Here is a 19,175-nt window from a genome sequence, read left to right on the forward strand (position 1 = left end):
AGTCTGTAAAATGAGTAACGCTCAATAAAAAACTAAGCGAGTAGTATTTTCAGTACTCGCTTAGTATTGCCGCTATTTACTTAACGGCTGATTTGATAACACACCTCTGATCTCGTTTAGCGCGTCTACCGCAAAACCTTGATCATAAAAGTATAATATTTTGCCTTTATTATTTAGCAGCACCACACGGGCATTAGAAATATTTTCATTACCGGTAAAAGCCTGAACTTGTTCACCATCGTCATAAATCGTCACTACCCCTTGCCATAGAGGTTTTGGAATGCCAGATCGCATACCATTATCAATAAAGGTACTAAACATTTGTGGAAATAAGCCTTGAATAGTAGGTACTTCATAAACTTTTACCTGGGTATCGGTTACATCTAAAGCAATTAACCAACGATCAATATCAAACTGTGAATTTTGCACATAACCAATCAAAAGTAAGGTTACGTCGTCAGTAAAATCACTTGGAATGGTGAATGATTTTTTTTCTAAGGTTTGACCTTCTACGGTTGGAAATATTGCTCCGGTAATATTTTTATTTGGATATTGTGTGCTACAAGCTGTTAGCAACAATAGCACCAAAAAATAGCTAATTATTCGCATGTTATGCTCCTGCTTAATCTGTTAAAAAACAATACGTCAGCGCTTTTATTTTGGTTCACAGCATAAACCAATAAGCAGATGACATTTAATAGCAAAAATAGTCGAAAAGTGCCAATAAACGGGTGGAAATAATCATAGACTTTATGGTCTGATTAACCGATGAACTCAACAAAGTGTAGTACCATTACACAATAATATGCTACTTAAGTCCTCTTAATCGCTCACGATATTTATCGCGCGCCAGTGCTTGCATATCAGTTACCGTATCGCTTTCATCAACAATTTCACGACCAAGCAAGGTTTCAATGGCATCCTCTAAAGTAACAACCCCTGAGGTTTGACCGTACTCATCTTCAACTGAGTAGATATGTATATGATTTTTAATAAACATATCTAACAACTGCTGAACCGGTAACTTTTCAGATACCGCGGCTAACTTAATCACAAAATTACTAATCGGCTCATCACCATGCCCGTTACGTTCAGCTTCATACAAATCCCCTTTAATCACTTTACCGGTGATATCATCAATGGTTTTACCGTAAACCGGTATGCGGGAGAATTGCCGAGTTTGTTCATGATTTAGCGCCGCCGTGACGGTTATGTCTTGATGTAACATGTGCACTACCGTGCGTGGCGTAAATACATCGCCAGTGTGTAATTCTCGCAAATTTAATATATTTGATAAATATTCGTTTTCTTGCGAGAACAGACTGCCATCTTTGTAGCTTAATGACGCTAGGGCTATAATTTCTTCCCGAGTAATTTCATTGGCTTTACCCCGCTTGAATGAGTGCGTTAACCGAGTTGAGAGCCAAACCAATGGATAAACAATTCTCACCAACCAGGTGATAACAAAGGCAGAAGGTATGGCCAAACTGCGCCAGAATGTTGCTCCTAAGGTTTTAGGAATAATTTCTGAAAAATACAAAATCACCAGTGTTAACAGCACAGCAATCATGGTTTCCCACTTTTCACCAAATATACCGATAGCCTGTGCGCCAACACCTGCCGCCCCCATGGTATGTGCAAAGGTATTAAGAATTAATATACTGGCAAGTGACTCTTCTAAATGCGTTTTAACTTTTGCTAGCACCAGTCCATGCTTAGGTTTTTTTGTTTGCATTTGCTCAACAAAACTTGGCGTTATCGATAATAATACCGCCTCAAGTATTGAGCATATAAATGACACCCCAATCGCAATTGCCAAATAAATAAACAGTAAAGTCACTTAGTCATTCCAAATCTATAATATTAAATTTCACTGCTAAATAGCATATCACAATGTAGGCAAAGCACTTGGTTTGAGTGCTTAGCTTAATGGTATTAGTAGGGATTGAGGTGATTAATTAAACAAAGCAGTGACAAATTTATTGCCAGGATAGATTTTAATTTTTTGACGGTAACTCGCTGTATTAATTTTGCACAAATATAAATAGTACATTTTTTTGAAAGCATATTAAAAATTTACAGCAAACAGCTAAACTTTATGTAAACTTATTCGCCAACAAGGCGGCTAAAAATAACCACATTGTGTTGCCATTGAAAAGTGTGTCATTAAAAATTGTTGTCATTAAAAACAAAGCGCCAGAAACCTTCAACACATTTAGTTTTAAAACTGTTAAGGCTTACTGCTTGGCTTCATCAAGGTTTATCAAGCGAGTCAATCATCATTTAAAGTACAAGTAATAAAGTTTTATCACTTGTACTGCATGGCATTACCGCAATATATTGCGCTGTGTCATTAAAAGTTTTGAGTATTAAAGTCGCTGGGCCATACTTATTAAAACTAAAACTAAAGTAAAGTAAGAGCGCTTTATTTACGCCATAAAATCTTCTAAAAACCAAGCTGCAAACTCATGCCGCCCTTCTACATTGGCTTTGCTATATATCACAGAGGCTTGCTGGCGAACCGTTTTGTCTTTGGTATTTCTAACACCGCTTATTTCTTTGAAGCTTAGTCCTTTAAGCAGCAACATGGCAATTTCTTGCTCACTAAGTGTTAAGTGCCATTGTTCAAACTGGCCATGAATAACATGACTGTAGGCATGGCGAGCATTTTTTATTTCTTGAGAAATATTTCTCAATTTATCATCTGAAACGACTAACTCTTGTTTTAGCCTAACGGTATTTAATGTGCGAGAACGTATATCTTTAACTAAAAGCAGCGCACCAAAACCAGAAACTATCACAATAAGACTTTCTGAGAAAACATGCCACATAGGTACACCTAAAGAAATATCAGTGATCACGTCAAAAAAATTTAATAGCATTATTATAACTAAAATTAACACTATCACTTTATCCTTCATAAAACCTCTTTATATCAATAAGTTAAATATACAATAGACAAATGTACCATCACGAAGAATAAACCTAAATTAAGTAAGGTTCGACCTATGTCTAATGACCCTTGATATAATAACAGTAATAATTACCTTACAACGTTTAATTACCTGTGAATTTATTGTATGTCGTTATTACTGGTGAAAGAAATACCTCAGATACTTAGCTGCAAATATACGCTATTTTATTTATGCTTTATGGTGCTATTTCAAATATCGTCAGCATTTGCCTTTGAAAAAAGCCAAGTCGTTGACCTGTCTTCGCTTGGCGCTTTTGAGCTGAAATTTTCCACCGTTAAAAAAGCAAACTTTATGGTAGGCCAGCATTTAATTGGCGAGGTAAGCTACAAACCTGGTGACACTATTGCTAGTGTTGAAGGCTATCGAGCGTTTTATCAATTTGAAGTTCTGCTATTTTTTAAAGACATAGAAAAACTTAAAGATATACTTAAGCCAATTTGCCAACCCACCAAGTTAAAATACTGGATCACTGCTGTTTTACAATCTGGCCACTTTTAACTCCACAGCAATAAAAGAGAAATAATATGAATATTAATAGGCAACAAGTTTTCGTCTGGAGTCGTAAAGTCAGGCTTTTTCATTGGATAAATGTCATCGCAATTTTATTACTCATTGCGATAGGCACAGTTATATTAAATGGCAAAACATTGGGCCTGAGTACCGAAGGTAAAGTATTATTAAAAACCATACATGTGTTGGTGGGATATGTTTTTGCGAGTAACTTAATTTTTAGATTAATCATAGCTTTTGTTGGTAAAGGTTATGAGCGGTGGCATAAAATCCTGCCTTTTAAAAAAGGCTTTAAAGCTGAATTAGTTGCATTTACACAAGGTGAAAAGTTAGCTTACAAAGGCCATAGCCCTGCAGGTAAATTGATGATACTAGCACTGTTATCCGCCATGACAGTGCAAATGATCTCAGGTCTTGTTATCGCCGGCACCGACATTTACTACCCACCCTTTGGTCAATATTTTGCTGAAAGTATTGCCATCAATAAAGACAATATAGCGGCGATAAGACCTTATTCAAGAGAAAACATTGATGCAGCGGCTTATCAAGTGATGAGAGATTTTCGAAAACCTTTTATTACCGCTCATGTTTATGCTTTTTACTGTCTGCTATTGCTTATTCCACTGCATATTATTGGGGTGATTATTGCTGAAAGACGGGAAAAAAGCGCCCTTGTTTCTGCCATGTTCAATGGTTATAAATACCTACCCAAGCATAAGACTGATGAGCATTAAAGCTTAATTTTTATTAAAAACTAAAGATAATTAAAAACGAAAAAATACTGACAATAATCCTAAACACCACTCTAGCAGGTGGTGTTTAACGGCTGTTTGAATGAAAAATTTGAATCCACATCACCAATATAGAAAGTGAAAATAGTGTGTGAAAAATAGGTCTGGAAATACACTTTATAAAAATCGCGCCATCAAGATTAGCAAGCAGATAAGTTCCTCAACAAACAGGCTAAATAAAGCTCATATTGATCTAACCATATAATGTTAGATGAGGGATATTAATAAAAAAATAGCGCCTTTAGGCCAGAAGAGTACTCAGTAAAGGCGAGTATTATTTTTTGTTTAAAGACAGTGTAACCCCGACTCTTTAGCGCACCATGATTCTTATATATCACAACCTACAACCGCTATATTCCGCATTAAAATTAAAGGCCAGATCACGCTAATAACCTACACAGGTAAAAACTACTGAGGTTTCACTTTGTGCGCCTAACTCATTTTATTGATTAAATTTTAACAGAACATCAAAGCGCTACTATCTTAATATAGTTGGACAACCTACGTTTAATAGACGATAGTTTAAGTATCTTAGCCACTAATAATTACTTTAAAGGAGCTCAAATTGGAGACTGAAAATTTAACTACCGTCACTATTATTTATTACCAAGAAGACAGCTTAGAATTAAAGCATGAAATTAAAAGCTATCCTAAAAATAAATCTGGCAGGGTTATTATCCCACAGGAGTTCAAACAAGATAAGTCTATATTAGCTGTCTGTCTTGGTGAGATAACTATCATAAACAAAATCGGTGATAGAATTATGTCACTTGGCATCGAAGATGAGAACTTTTAGTCTTTAAGCTTTATCGACAGCTAAGCCATATTAAATTTTTCAATCATCAGTTTATGCCTGCTTTTATTATTAAAAAATAACTAACAAAGTAACTAACAAAGTAACTAAAAGCTGGGCAACCGTTTTAGATGTCAATAATTTAACTCAAGATGTTAAATTAATATTTCAAATTAATATTTCAAATCAATAATGGCTCTAACCTTATCTAAAGTTGTAATCAGCTGGCGACTAAAATTAAACGTCATGATATGACTTTCTTTTTTGCCTTGGCGTAATAGTTCATTAAAATGGCTAATTTGATAATTATAGCCATGGGTTTTACAGTCAAAAAATACCGATTCTTCATTATTATCTTTAATTAAAGTCACCGTTGACGGGCTATGAAAGCCACTATTAATTTTAATAATGCCTTGCTCGCAATAAAAAATAGCTTCACTGGGGGTAGGCTCTAATAGTGTTGACGTTAGTGTTGCTACGGCATTATGGTAATTAAATACCATAGCGCAGGAAGAGTCAGCGCCATTCTCAAAAAAGCTTGCCTTGGCTGTTATGGTATCTGGCACGCCAAGTGTTGAAAGTGCAGCAAAAATAGGATAAATGCCAATATCTAAAAGACTACCTCCTCCTAGCGATTTGTTAAAAAGCCGAGACTCTTCATTAAAGACCTTAACAAAACCAAAATCAGCTTCAATTTTCAGAAGATTGCCATAAGTTTTGCGACTCAGCTCTGCTAAGACAAAATTATAATGGGGCAGAAAATAGGTCCAAAGTCCTTCCATCAGCAGAGTATTATGTTTAGTGGCAGCAGCAATCATGCTATTCACTTCATCGATATTCATAGCAAAAGGTTTTTCACATAATACCGCCTTGCCCTGCTCTAAACACAACAGGGTATTTTCTTGATGTAAAGAATGTGGCGTTGCTATGTAAACAGCATCAATGTTTTCATCGTTTACTAACGCTTCATAGCTACCGTAGGCTTTAATTGCTTGATATTTTTCGGCAAAGTCATCAGATTTTTGCTGTGTTCTTGATGCAACCGCATAAAGTTCAGCACCTTCCACGGTTAATAAATCTGTCGCAAACTTATTGGCTATATTACCTAAACCAATAATTCCCCAACGTATATTTCTATTTTTCAGTGACTTCATTGACTATTTCTCAATATAAAAAGTGACAGGAAAAGGATTTTCTCATGCGTCTAATCGCCCTAGAGATGGCACAACGACCTACAGCTAGAAAATACTTTCTTTAAATTATTCAACATAAATGAAACTACCAATAGTTAGCCTGCCTATTTTAGGATCTGAAGACAAACCTAATATCGGATTAATGTCACCTGAGTGTAAGGCCATACTGGGATAGATCACGGCTCTATTCATACCGGCAGCCACTGAATGAAATTGCTCAAAAAGGCTATTGTCTGAGTTTACGTAGCAGGGGTTTTTATGTAACTGATGCGCCATAGCCTCCTTTTTCAGCTGCTGACCATAACTGACTAAACGCGCTGAGGTGATGCGCTCAAATGCACTGGCTCGGTGTCGATAAAAAGAAGTTCCGCCATGTTCTGGCTCACATAAGTAATGCACTACCGCCAATTGATTAATATTGGCGGTATCAAAATGCGGCAACATTTGTATCGGCTTTAAATGCTCAGGAGCTCTATCTGAAACAGCAAACGCAGACATTAATGCTGTAGCACTAGTGGCGGTATCAAAACCAAAATATGATTTAAATAGCGGTAAGTATTTTTTACAAATTTGTTCACTATATATTTCTGGTGCTAAAAAACGTTTGCCCGGATAGAAGTTTTGTTGATCGGCTCTAAATAATGAGCCATCACCCGCGCAGGAAATTAAATCATCAGGTTTGTTGGCAAAACCATCAATAATCAACAAGGGTATATTTTCTTTACCTATCGTCAGCTTAGTTAAGCTAGGATTATCATTTAGTGTAAAATCTAACATCGAATAACGTTTACCCTTGCTAAATCTCTAGTGATTAACTTAGAGACTTATTTTTTAAATCAATTAGTGTATGAATTTGCCCTAAAGATATCATCATTGTATGTATGGCAGACAATAAGCCACTTTGATGTAAAGATAAAATTTGTTCATTGTTTAATGCTGCGAGTTTCACTTCGTCAATGGTATATAAACCGGCTAATTTAGTAGCGCTTTGATTCATAAAAGTAATGTCTAACGACATGGGTTTAATTAATGCCATTGACGTTAGTGTTGCTATTAATACTTTATTTTCTTTTTCACCCAGCAGTAATTGCGTAAGATTTGCTTTCACGGTTTTAAAATAGCTAGATTCATCACCTTTTTCATCAAAAAGTGCCTGTCCAATTTCTTCTGATACTGCGGGACTATCGGTATTCAAGCAAACAGCAAGTTCGTTATGATGCTTTTCATCGCTCGTTTCAACAAAAAATGGTTGCCGCCTTATTTGTAATGGCACATAGAGTCCTTGCCATTGTGCTTGCTGCCAAAATAAGTTTTCATTTTCCTCAAAGCCTAACATCGCCGAAAATACAAACTGTCCTGTGTCGCCATTTTTAGTCAATACAATCGGATATTGCACCGCTAAATGAATAAACTCGGCTAAAACAACCGGAATCAGGGGTAAATTAGCACCATGGTGTTCAACTTTATTGAGATCTATTTTAGTGTTTAAATGCTTTTTATTATCTACTGCGACTAAACTAGCCATGTATAATTTCTCTTGTTCGCTGATGACTTAAATTCGGCTAAATTCAATTAAATTCGGTTAAAGCCAAATTCAATGATTTTATTAATTAATTCACGGTTTTTCGGCAGTGTCGCTACCGCTTTGTCGGTGAGTTTTTTATTTTGCGCAAATTGATGTTGTGCAAAATCAATATTATCGAGTGCATAAGTGTTTTGGCTATAATCGCTTTTAAAACCCATACCATATAAAACATACTGATAACTTGCCGCAGGAAAAACTTCATTATTACTGGTAAAGTCATGATCAGCGGGTGCTCGATATTGCCAAAGCGCCATCGCTTCTTTTAAACTTTCAGGAATAGATTCAGGATTGCGGTTATCAGTCCAAAAAGCGTTATCAGTTCTTTTACTTAAAATGTAATGTAACTTAAGAAAGTCGATGATTTTTTCCCATCGATAAAGAAACGTTTCATTAAAGCGCTTGGCGGCTATGTCCATAATGTCACGAGACTGCGGCAATTGTTCACTGATCATTTGTGCTGACAATTCTACCATCACCAAAGCAGAGGCTTCTAATGGCTCTAAAAATCCTGCCGACAAGCCTACCGCCACACAATTGTTTTGCCACATTTTTTCTCTATGACCACTAACAATTGGAATTTTCCGTACCGTTAGTGATGAAAATTTATCACCAACATACTTAGCTAATACTTCTCTGGCCTGTTCTTCAGATGAATATTTACTCGAATATACATAACCAACACCGCGGCGATGTTGTAAGCCAATATCCCATATCCAACCTGCTTCTTGGCCAGTTGACACGGTATGAGAGGCAATTGGCGAATCGGCGTCATCATAAGGCACTTGTACTGCTAACGCCGTATCAATAAATAATACGTCACTGCAGCTCTTAAATGGCACTTGATAATGCTGACCTAAAAGCAGCGAAGAGAAACCGGTGCAATCAACAAATAGATCACCGGTAATATCCGCATTATTTTCAGTACTCACGGATGAAATATCACCGTTTGGGGCTGAGTTAACACCCGTAACGTTATCAATAATATGAGTAACCCCAAGCTTTTCTGTGCAATGCTTTTGTAAAAACACAGAAAACTTCACAGAGTCTAGGTGATAGGCATAATTTGCAACCGCCGCAAACTCAGGCGTTCTAATCGTTTTAGGCGCTAAGCCATTTTCACAAACCGACTCTTGAAAACAAACGTCTTCAGAAAATGATTTAGTCCCTGCTTGGCCTTGCTTTGCCAACCAATGCGCCGCTAAGTCGCCTTGTGAAAATCCTTGTGGCAGCACTAAGGGATGATAATAAAAATCATCTTCACTACCATCAACCCATTTAGCAAATTTTGCGCCTTGCTTAAAACTGGCATCACATTCGCGAATAAAATCTGTTTCGCTAATACCTAACGCACTCAACGTACTGCGCATAGTGGGCCAAGTTCCCTCTCCAACGCCAATAGCCGGGATATTAGGAGACTCAACTAAAACCACAGTTAAACCTTGTTCCGTATTACTTTTATGTTTTGCTGCTAAACGCCCAGCAGTCAGCCAGCCCGCTATTCCGCCACCAACAACAACGACTTTTTTGGTCAATTTATTCATAGTTAATCTGCTAATGTTATTTTAGCTCTCGTTTAGTAAGAGAGTATTGAAGTAGACTTTTACTTCTAGAGGAAGTAAAAGTCTTTATGCATAACTAAGATTATAAATTATAAAGCTTAGAAGCTACCGCGTACGCCCAATGAAATACGACGGCCACTATCAACAACGTCGAGTATTTGATTAGAGAAACGACCACGGCTATGAGTGTATTCTTCAGTTAAGTTAATACCCTCAACAAACACGGTGATTTTTTCAGTGACATCAAAACTAGCACTAGCATCCCACTGTGCGTAATCTTCAACGTAAGTCACACCATCACCGCCACTTTGGCTAAGGCTTTGCAAGAAAGTATCACGCCAGTTGTAAGCGATACGTGCTTGTAATGGACCATTTTCATAAAAAGCCACTAAGTTAGCCGAGTCACTTAAACCGGTAACCGCAAATACTTGCGTAATGTCAGTATTATCAAGTTCAGCATCACTATCAACAAGTGTTGCGTTCGCTAAAAGACCAAAACCTGTGTCACCAAAAGTATGCTGGGCTGCAATTTCCCAACCGTCTACTATGGCTGATTCACCATTACTAGGAGCCGTATTAGTAAAAGTCGCCACACTATCTTCACTATCAGGCGCACTAACATCAGCACCCGTAGACGGATCTGTTAATAAACTACCATTAGCTGTTACAAAAGTTTTTGCTAGCTTGGTGTTGGTAATAAAGTTAGCAACATGCTTTCTAAAATAACCGGCAGAAACATAGCTTGCTTCGTCATAATACCACTCAAGTGACAAATCTAAGTTATCAGAACTAAAGGGGACTAAAGCTGAATTACCACTTGATGACTGTAAGTTACCTTGACGAGTCGTTTGCAAAGAAGTGATAGGCCTTAAACTACTTAAGGTAGGACGTGTTAAGGTTTTTGAAACGGCTACACGAGCAATTAAATCTTCATTTATTTCTAATTTAACACTGAAATTAGGTAAGATTTCACTGTAACTATTATTTTCCGTAAAGTTAGTTGTATCACCGTATGCCGCTAACATTTCAGTTGCATCCAGAATACGTAAACTTTGAGGGTTTGCTTGCGAAGCACTCACCGCAACATCTGTAGTTTCATAGCGGAAACCTGCCGTACTATAAATAAACATATTGGCTATTTCGCCATAAAAATCAAGTTCTAAGTATAGAGATGCTGTTTCTTCTTCAACTTCAAAAGAGTTGTTGGTTTTAACGGCGTCAAAGTCGACACCTTCAATATTACCTAAGAAATCAAATAAGGCTTCACCATCAAAACTTAACCATTGTGTCGGTGAACGGCCACTGCCACTTACGCTACTTAAAAAGTCATCACCGGCATCAAATACTTCCTGAGGGAAAGCGCTAACATCTGGAAAATCTTTATAGTTACAGTAAGTACAGTGAATACCGCTTTCATCATTATTCCAGGTATTTACCGTTTTAGTTTCAGACGAAAACATAGCGCCAAATCTTGCTTTAGCAAAACCTGTGTCGCCATCAGCCGCCCAAACACTGTCCCAGCGAAGTTGCGTAATATCGTCTTCAACTTCATCACCACCACGGATCATCACGTGTGCGCCGCTGTTAGCCGTATCTAAATAATCAGATACACCTGCAGGGGCAACATAATCAGGACTTGTCGGGTCTTGGTTAACACCATCGCCTTCTTGCTGACCACTGTATATTGAATCATTGGCGGTTGCGAAGTCTGAGTAATAAGGCAAAATATTATCATCAAGATTCCATTGCACACGGTTAGCATAGCCTAATAACGCTAAGTTACCGCCTCGACCATTGTTAGCCGCGCGTGTCGCATTCGAGTTACTAATATCAAACTGCATGTTTAAGTTATCATTAACATCCCAGTCAAAATTAAGACCAAATGAAGTAGACTCTGTTAAACGGTCGCCCTTTTTCGCATGAAAATCCGTCGCTAAACCCACTTGTTGATACATCTCAGTAACCGTGCCATTTTCATCAACAACAATGTTTTCTGCGTTATCAGAAGTAAACCAGTGACCGTATGATGTGGTATCAGAATTAACATCAAAATCAGAATATAAAACATCTGCAGTAACAATTAAGTTATCGGCAGGCGCGTACTGTAAAACTAAATTAGCATTAGTACGTTCTCGTTTTTCAGTAGTAACTAAAGAATCAAAGTTTTGAGGAATAAAGACGTTACCTACGTAATCATCTCCTGATGCTGTTTTTGGTGTCCCACGAGTGAATGATGAGTTTTCTCGCCAACCAGCAGATTGCGCTCTATTTAAACGCGTTTCACGCTCTAAGTAAGAAACAGCAAATAAAGCACCAAAAGTGTCATCGTTAAAGGTATCACTGATTAATAAAGAGGCTTGTGGTGTGGTCTCTTCACTATTGCCATCGTAAATACCTTTAAGGCTACCCGCTAACTTAAAGCCACCAATAGCGAAAGGTTTAGCTGTTTCAATATTAATAGTAGAACCGATACCACCAGACTGCATAGTGGCTGTCGATGTTTTATGCACATCTAGCGTTTTCACCATTTCAGCCGCAATAGTGTCAAAACTAAAATCGCGACCTGCGCTTTCAGTTGCTTGTTGACGACCATTAACTAATACCGTGTTAAATTGTGGACCAAAACCACGAACAGTAATTTTTTGACCTTCGCCGCCGGAACGATCAATTGAAACACCTGAGATACGTTGCAGTGACTCTGCAAGGTTAGTGTCTGGAAACTTACCTATGTCTTCTGCTGAAACTGAATCTACAACACCACTTGCTTCACGCTTGGTGTCCATAGCACGGCTCAGTGCCCCCCGAATCCCCCGAACTTCAATGATTTCTACTTCTTTAGCTGTACTTGCTGTTTCTGCAATTGAAGGTGCCGCTGCGACTGTAGTTAAAACCGCTAATACTGCACTTGCTACTTTATTTTTTTTATAATGTGCCATGTTGTTTGTTCTCTCAAATCTTGAATCTATTAAGATAGATAACTGCCCACTCTCGCTAATATCTGTTTTAAGCCCGGTATTTCTGAGTAACTTATTCAGCGCATTCATCACAGAAAAACTACCTGAAACTCGATTTGTTTGCTTATCCGCAATTTTATTTAACGGAAAAAGTAACGTTATATCGGCCTGTTCAGCAAAACTTATTAACGATATGTCGGCTCTTTGTCTGGGAATATTGAAAGATATTTTTTCCTTGGCATGCACCCAACTAGGTAGGCTAAAAAGCATAACAATACAGAAAAAATGTACTTTAAATTTCAAATATTCCACATGTATAGATTTTCGCCATACATAAAACAAAGACGACTGGTCTATTTTTTTCCTCCATAAGGATTTCGAAATTATGGTTAAATTATTTTTTGAGAGAAAACCCAGCATTACTTTTTTTAAGCCTTATTTAATTTTTATGGTGCTTTTTTTTGGCAAAAAACGAAAGACGAATAAAACAAAAATATAAACCAAGTGGCCACCCACTGACTTTTAGACTTGCTTAACGTTACTGTTTATATTTTATTTATTACAACTACTTGCTCAAAATCATGGTATTTATTTTATTTATGGCAACTAAATTACAACTGATCGACCTTATTCAACTCTACGCAGAATTACAAGTGATGAATAGATTCAATAAATTCGATAGCAGCGGTTTTTGTAAAGCACATTTAAAATGTGTGGCTAATATCTTTGAGTTCTCTTTGAGTGAATTTTCAGCTCTCTGATTAAAATGGCACAGTAACTTTTTTAGTCGCTGCTTTTTAGTATCCGCTTTGAAAAATAAATATTTGTTAATAGGTTATAATATGTCATTTATTGCTAGCGGATTTTTTAACATGAATCGTCTTAATGGTTACTAAGGTAATTTAATGGTTTGCACATCAAACGTTAACTATAAATCATTACCAAAAATTACAATAATAAATAGAAGTAACCTAATGTCGAGCGACACCTTATTTTATAAAATATATTTAGCATCGAGAAAAAGTATTTCTCGCGTGGTATCTCGCATTGTTCCTCCGGATGAAATTGAAGATATTGTTCAAGAAACCTATGTACGTATTTGCCAAATAGAAAATAAAGAAAATATTACTTCACCAAAATCGTTTATGTATAGAACAGCACGGAACTTAGCGCTAGATTATCAAAAAAGAGCCGGTGTTAAACTTGTTGACCGTGTTGACGATCTACAAGCTTTGGAGTATTTATTATCAAATGACGTTGATGAAATGTATGAAAACACTTTAATTAACAATGAATTTTCGCACTTTTGCGAAGCCGTCAGACAATTACCCACACAATGTCGCAAAGTTTTTGTATTAAAAAAAGTGTATGGATATTCGCAGCGTGAGATCGCTGCTCAATTAGGCCTTAGTGAAAGTACCGTGGAAAAACATATAGCAACCGGCATGAAGCGTTGCACGCTATTTATGCGAAACATTAATAAACTAGAGAGTAAATCTTCTGCTAGCACTTCTCAAAGTATTGCTGGAGGCACTCATGAATAATGTTCATCAAATTAATAAAAAATCGACTCAACAGCAATCTGCTGAGCGGTTAGAAGAAACCCGCTTAAATGATGCTAGCGATTGGATCGCTAAATTAGATCGTGGCTTAACGACATTAGAAAAAAAGCAGCTAACTGAATGGTTATCGACTGATGTTTTAAATATTGAAGTTTTATTTGAAGTAGCGCAAATGTGGGACAAGATGGACCACTTAAGTCGTTTATCTGATATTTTTCCGCAAGCGAATGTTAAGAAAAAACAAACAAGAAATGCTATTACCGCTGTGGCTGCTTCATTTATTGTCGCATTAACGCTTATGCTTTATCAAAGTGGCTCCAACCTTTTACCTTTTGCCCAAAGCACATCTGCTATCGTTGCAATGCAGGCAAGTTATCAAACCAATATTGGTGAAAGTAATACCATTAATTTACCTGACAACAGTAAAATAGTGCTTAACACTAATAGTTTTGTACAAGTTAAATATAGCCAAAACTCTCGAATAATTGAGTTACTACGTGGTGAAATTCATATCGATGTGGCACACGACACCGCACGACCTTTAAGTGTTATTGTTGGAGGTAAAGTTATTCAAGCCGTGGGCACTGCTTTTAACGTCGAAGTGCGCAATGAATTAGTCGAATTGATTGTCACCGACGGGAAAGTGTTAGTCGCACAAAAAGATAATACCCTTGACGATGGCATTGAGCAGATAGCAAAAAGACTACCAAAAAATTCGATGGCGATATCAAAAGGCGAAAAAGTCGACTTAGACACATCAGGTAAAACACAAGAGAAAGTCAGAAAAGTAGACCCCATAGAAATGGCGGCTAACTTAAGCTGGCGTCAGGGCAATTTAATATTTCGTGGTGAGTCGCTTGCAGACACAATGACAGAAATTAGCCGCTATACTGATATAGAATTTGAATTAGCTGATGATAAAGAACTTCAAAAAATACAAGTCGCTGGTATGTTTAAAACAGGTGATGTCACTGGCTTACTTGATGTGCTGACACGTAATTTTAATATTAGCTATCAAAAAGTTGGCCCACATAAAATCGTCTTAAAATATGCTGGCTAACACTTGCATCATATGAAAACCAAAGGCTTAGCTTTTCATATTAAGCCTTTAAAAAAAGCCTTTAAACCACCGTTCTAGATTGACCATTATGAAAAATAATGGTCTTTTTATTTCAAGCGCTTAATTAAAAAATCAACACAATAACAATAACAATAACAATAAAGGAAAAAGCATGACTGAACAAACACATTTAGCTGGTTTAAATGGCACACAACAAACGCCAGAAGAGGTTAATGCCTCGTTTTTATATGTACTCTTTATTTCTTCTGTCGCTGCGTTAGGTGGTTTTCTTTTTGGTTTCGACTCCGGCGTTATCAATGGCACAGTGACAGCGTTAGGCAATGCTTTTCAATCCAATGATGTGGCAACCGGATTTAATGTCGCCTCTGTTTTATTAGGTTGTGCCGTCGGCGCATTAATGGCTGGACCGATTTCTGACCGTTTCGGCCGTAAACCCATTATGATTGTTACCGCCATAATATTTGCTATCAGTGCCTTTGGCTCAGGGATATCAGATTCTTCTATTGAGTTTATTTTTTATCGACTCATTGGCGGCTTGGGCATTGGTGCTGCATCTGTTTTAGCACCGGCTTATATTGCAGAAGTTGCACCTGTTGCCTTGCGTGGTCGCCTAGCAACTCTTCAACAACTCGCCATAGTACTAGGTTTATTTGCCGCATTTTTAAGTAATTATATTATCGCCTCATCAGCAGGAAGCGCAGAAAATTCATTTTTACTCGAACTGTCAGCTTGGCGATGGATGTTTTGGGTCGAATTAATACCAGCGACATTGTTTTTAATTGGTGTGTTATTTATTCCAGAATCACCACGTTATTTAGTGGCGAAAGGTAATATGAAACAAGCACATGATGTGTTTAAAAAAATATCAGCCGGCACTGAAGATAAGCTTATTGATGAAGTAAAAACATCATTACACGGCAATAAGAAAACTCATATTGCCGATTTATTTATTGAAGGTAAAAAGAATATACATCCCATTATTTGGGTCGGTATTGCACTTTCTGTTTTTCAGCAATTTGTCGGTATTAATGTTGTTTTTTATTATGGCGCTGAGCTATGGCAAGCGGCAGGTTTTGATGAGTCGCAATCGCTCTTAATCAATGTAATGACGGGAACAACCAATATAATCTCAACCTTTATTGCTATTGCTTTAATAGACAAGATTGGCCGAAAGCCTTTGTTATTAGTAGGCAGTATCGGCATGTTTATCAGTTTAGGCATCTTAAGCTTTATTTTTGGTAGTGCCGGCTTTGATGAATTAGGTAAAGTAGCATTGTCTGATGCGATGGGCACTTTCGCTTTGGTTACCGCTAACTTATTTGTTGTGTTTTTTGGCTTAAGTTGGGGCCCAGTAGTTTGGGTATTATTAGGCGAAATGTTTAATAATCGTATCCGTGGTGCCGCTTTAGCAATTGCCGCTAGTGCCCAATGGATCGCAAACTTTGCCATTACCATGACCTTCCCTATTATATTAGGCTCAATTGGTTTAGCCGGCGCTTACGGTTTATACACCATATCTGCGTTTATCAGTATTTTCTTTGTCGTGAAATATATCAAAGAAACCCGTGGCGTTCGTTTAGAAGAAATGGAGTAACCTTTCAGGTTGATAAGGTTCGTAAGCTTAAATGCGATCGAACCTTGTTCTTTATGCCATGGTTGATCAAATTGACAAAGTAAGTGAACCAAGTGGTGTGAATATAATTTACCTGTTCATAACATAGAAAGTGGCTGTATTAACTGATCTAGCATTGAGGGTTAAGGCGTAGTATAAGGTTAATCAATGTGAAATTAACAAGGTCATTATGGATTCATTAACACAAATTGTCTTGGGTGGCGCGGTGGGTTATGCGGTATTAGGCAACAAAGTTGGTTACAAAGCCGCTATTTATGGTGCTATTTTAGGGACCTTGCCTGACTTAGATGTTTTCCTGCCATACAGTGGTGACGTAGAAGCTTTTACTTACCATCGAGGATTCAGCCACTCGCTATTAATACACTTGTTAATCAGTCCTTTTATTGCCTGGCTACTAATCAAATGTCATCAAGCTACAGCAATTTATAAGAAGCACTGGTTTTGGCTGGTTTTCCTTTGTTTATCTACCCATGCGATTTTAGATAGCTTCACGGTTTATGGTACACAATTGTTGTGGCCTATCACTGAATATCCCTTTGCCGTCTCTAATTTATTTATTATTGATCCCCTGTATACCTTGCCGCTATTGTTTGCGTTTATTGTTATTTTTCTGCCCAAAATTAAGCCAGCAAGGGTCACAAAAATTAATCATTTTGCATTAGCCATAAGCTGCCTTTATATTTGTTGGTCTTTAACCGCAAAATTTTATATCGACAAAAAAGTAACCATTGCGCTGAACGATAGGCAGATAAAAGTCGACCATTATTTGAGTGCACCTGCGCCTTTTTCCACCTTACTTTGGCGGGTATTGGTCATGTCAGACGGTCAATATTACGAGGGTTATGTCTCTGTATTTGACTCAGCGTCGGATGTGAGTTTAGAGGCCTATCATTCGTCAGATGCTCTACTGACTAATATCAAAGATGAATGGGATGTACAGAGGCTTCAATGGTTCACTAAAGGTTTTTATTCAGTCAAAGCAGAAGAACAGAATATTGTTTTATCTGATTTACGTATGGGTGCGGAATGCCGTTATGTGTTCAATTTTATTCTCGGCGAGCAAACTAGCACTGGGATTGTTAAAAGCGATGTTGAGAAGGTGAGTGATAGGCCTGATTTAAGTATGCTTGGCAATGTTTGGGATAGAATTTGGGATGCTTCAGTTTCATTGGCTCCGCTTAAAAAAAGCGGCGTGTGTGTCAATAGGGACAGTTGATTTTATAGCGACGTTTAACAAAACGGGCATGTTGAGTAGTGCATGCGCCCGATCGAGCCAACGAACAGCATTGTAAACCAGACAAACCGACATTAGCACTGATGATTAACCTTAGCTTCTCCCCGCTAATTGCTGTCCCTTTTAGCATGGTTACTAAGGCTCACTACTGCCACTTTGCTGACCTAATTTACACACAAATTTTTCTTAATAAATAGTCCACTTATCCACCATTGTGGCCGTTCATCATCGAATTATTAATGCTAACTTTGTGCGCATTGTTGACGTTAGAGTTTGCTTTACAAACGGCAGCTAAAAGCGGTCTAAAATCACAAGTAATAATCACCTCAATTAATGGCAACTAAGATACGCTAGCTGACATTTCAATATCTATTTTAAACTTCTATCGTTTTCCAATTTTTTTGTTCCAACTATAGGTTACAATGTCCCTTGTTAATTTAGTGCCTATTGAGTAAGTCATAAAGTATGAAAATGAGTAAAATCTGCCATCGTTTGAACAATAAGTTATTGGCTGTATTAGACCAAATCAATGAAGAGGCAAAGCAAGTCGGTGGTTTTAGTCATATAAGTCACACTGTTCAGTTCGATTGCTTCCCTGCCAGTTTATTAGTGCACTGCCATTTTAGTGAAGCACAAAAGCTACGTGTTGCACAGAGCAGTCATGCTGAAACCAAATTACAAAAGCAGTTGCATAAATTTCTTTTTAAAAAAGGAATCGTGTTAAAAAATCCTAAAATGAATTTAAAACTGCAAGGTCCGGCTTAGCATCAAACAGACTATATTTCACAAGTTGTGTAATAAATATTTAGCTAGATGGATAATACTCTAATACTCACTGACCAGACGTCAACAAAGCCACCACAGCGGTCATACCCTTTTGAATTATTAACGATCACTTTGTGCGCAGAGCAGAAGTGATATTTTGAAAATGTAGGTGTTTATCGAGGTCAACCGAACACCAGTTAGTTGACTTAAGCAGGTTGATAGCCAACTTAATAATCATTGGCATAGCGGACGTTCTCAAAATCGGTTGTGAGATTAATTTCATTATCAAGAAACAAAATACAATAATAGAACGAGAATCATATCTTTGACTGCTTCGACTCATTCCTACCGTTCGTTTTCTCTATCGGAACGTTTATTTTTGGCTATATTAAGAAACCGTGGCTAATATGCCTTAACAACTTCTCTTAGTCGTTTCTAATTAAATTGGATCGCATGAGACCGAAAATCCTTGGTGCTGTTTACAAGATTTTTATCCAAAGGTTGTCGCGTGGGATATGCATTTATTATTGAATATAACAA

General features: G+C 37.4%; 15 protein-coding genes and 1 pseudogene. 8 read left to right on the forward strand and 8 right to left on the reverse strand.

What is annotated here, in order from left to right:
• Positions 1–72: 72 nt before the first annotated feature.
• The 3 genes from H4J41_RS09205 to H4J41_RS09215 all read right to left on the reverse strand — a co-directional run bounded on the left by H4J41_RS09205 (position 73) and on the right by H4J41_RS09215 (position 2,921).
• Positions 73–609, reverse strand: coding sequence for a hypothetical protein (locus H4J41_RS09205; protein ID WP_182135828.1), 537 nt, complete (start codon positions 607–609; stop codon positions 73–75).
• A gap of 199 nt (positions 610–808) precedes the next feature.
• Positions 809–1,840 (reverse strand): CNNM domain-containing protein, encoded by a 1,032-nt coding sequence (locus tag H4J41_RS09210; RefSeq protein ID WP_182135829.1) that lies wholly within the window; start codon positions 1,838–1,840, stop codon positions 809–811.
• A gap of 589 nt (positions 1,841–2,429) precedes the next feature.
• Entirely contained in the window at positions 2,430–2,921 is a 492-nt protein-coding gene (locus H4J41_RS09215) for a LuxR C-terminal-related transcriptional regulator (protein ID WP_182135830.1), read from the reverse strand.
• Positions 2,922–3,080: 159 nt separating this feature from the next.
• Here H4J41_RS09215 and H4J41_RS17490 point away from each other — a divergent pair, with 159 nt between their 5' ends.
• The 3 genes from H4J41_RS17490 (at position 3,081) to H4J41_RS09230 (ending at position 5,072) form a co-directional block, all read left to right on the forward strand.
• Positions 3,081–3,473 carry a hypothetical protein gene (locus tag H4J41_RS17490; protein WP_220460979.1) on the forward strand — a complete coding sequence of 131 codons (393 nt, stop codon included), beginning with the start codon at positions 3,081–3,083 and terminating at the stop codon, positions 3,471–3,473.
• 26 nt (positions 3,474–3,499) lie between these two features.
• Positions 3,500–4,219, forward strand: a complete 720-nt coding sequence (locus H4J41_RS09225; protein ID WP_182135831.1) for a cytochrome b/b6 domain-containing protein — start codon at positions 3,500–3,502, stop codon at positions 4,217–4,219.
• 622 nt (positions 4,220–4,841) lie between these two features.
• Positions 4,842–5,072 carry a TIGR02922 family protein gene (locus H4J41_RS09230; protein ID WP_182135832.1) on the forward strand — a complete coding sequence of 77 codons (231 nt, stop codon included), beginning with the start codon at positions 4,842–4,844 and terminating at the stop codon, positions 5,070–5,072.
• Positions 5,073–5,242: 170 nt separating this feature from the next.
• Here H4J41_RS09230 and H4J41_RS09235 read toward each other — a convergent pair whose 3' ends face one another.
• From H4J41_RS09235 to H4J41_RS09255, 5 genes are all read right to left on the reverse strand, one after another.
• Complete coding sequence (locus tag H4J41_RS09235; protein ID WP_182135833.1) at positions 5,243–6,223, reverse strand: Gfo/Idh/MocA family protein; 981 nt, start codon at positions 6,221–6,223, stop codon at positions 5,243–5,245.
• Positions 6,224–6,328: 105 nt separating this feature from the next.
• Positions 6,329–7,039 carry a DUF6445 family protein gene (locus H4J41_RS09240; protein WP_182135834.1) on the reverse strand — a complete coding sequence of 237 codons (711 nt, stop codon included), beginning with the start codon at positions 7,037–7,039 and terminating at the stop codon, positions 6,329–6,331.
• Positions 7,040–7,073: 34 nt separating this feature from the next.
• Positions 7,074–7,787 carry a SapC family protein gene (locus H4J41_RS09245; protein ID WP_182135835.1) on the reverse strand — a complete coding sequence of 238 codons (714 nt, stop codon included), beginning with the start codon at positions 7,785–7,787 and terminating at the stop codon, positions 7,074–7,076.
• 47 nt (positions 7,788–7,834) lie between these two features.
• Positions 7,835–9,388 carry a tryptophan halogenase family protein gene (locus H4J41_RS09250; RefSeq protein WP_182135836.1) on the reverse strand — a complete coding sequence of 518 codons (1,554 nt, stop codon included), beginning with the start codon at positions 9,386–9,388 and terminating at the stop codon, positions 7,835–7,837.
• 116 nt (positions 9,389–9,504) lie between these two features.
• Entirely contained in the window at positions 9,505–12,342 is a 2,838-nt protein-coding gene (locus H4J41_RS09255; protein WP_259364531.1) for a TonB-dependent receptor, read from the reverse strand.
• A 992-nt stretch (positions 12,343–13,334) separates the two neighbouring features.
• Between H4J41_RS09255 and H4J41_RS09260 the strand changes: the two genes are divergently transcribed.
• From H4J41_RS09260 to H4J41_RS09280, 5 genes and pseudogenes are all read left to right on the forward strand, one after another.
• A complete protein-coding gene (locus tag H4J41_RS09260; protein ID WP_182135838.1) occupies positions 13,335–13,904 on the forward strand; it encodes an RNA polymerase sigma factor in 570 nt (189 codons plus the stop codon).
• Positions 13,897–14,982 carry a FecR family protein gene (locus H4J41_RS09265; RefSeq protein ID WP_182135839.1) on the forward strand — a complete coding sequence of 362 codons (1,086 nt, stop codon included), beginning with the start codon at positions 13,897–13,899 and terminating at the stop codon, positions 14,980–14,982. The genes H4J41_RS09260 and H4J41_RS09265 overlap by 8 nt, the downstream gene beginning before the upstream one ends.
• A gap of 148 nt (positions 14,983–15,130) precedes the next feature.
• Positions 15,131–16,597 (forward strand): annotated as a pseudogene (locus H4J41_RS09270) (sugar porter family MFS transporter); the annotation flags it as partial.
• 208 nt (positions 16,598–16,805) lie between these two features.
• A complete protein-coding gene (locus tag H4J41_RS09275) occupies positions 16,806–17,852 on the forward strand; it encodes a metal-dependent hydrolase (protein WP_182135841.1) in 1,047 nt (348 codons plus the stop codon).
• Between the two features lie 489 nt (positions 17,853–18,341).
• Positions 18,342–18,635, forward strand: a complete 294-nt coding sequence (locus tag H4J41_RS09280) for a hypothetical protein (RefSeq protein ID WP_182135842.1) — start codon at positions 18,342–18,344, stop codon at positions 18,633–18,635.
• Positions 18,636–19,175 lie beyond the last annotated feature (540 nt).

It is taken from the genome of Colwellia sp. MB3u-45, assembly GCF_014077005.1.
In the GTDB taxonomy this organism is placed as follows: domain Bacteria; phylum Pseudomonadota; class Gammaproteobacteria; order Enterobacterales; family Alteromonadaceae; genus Cognaticolwellia.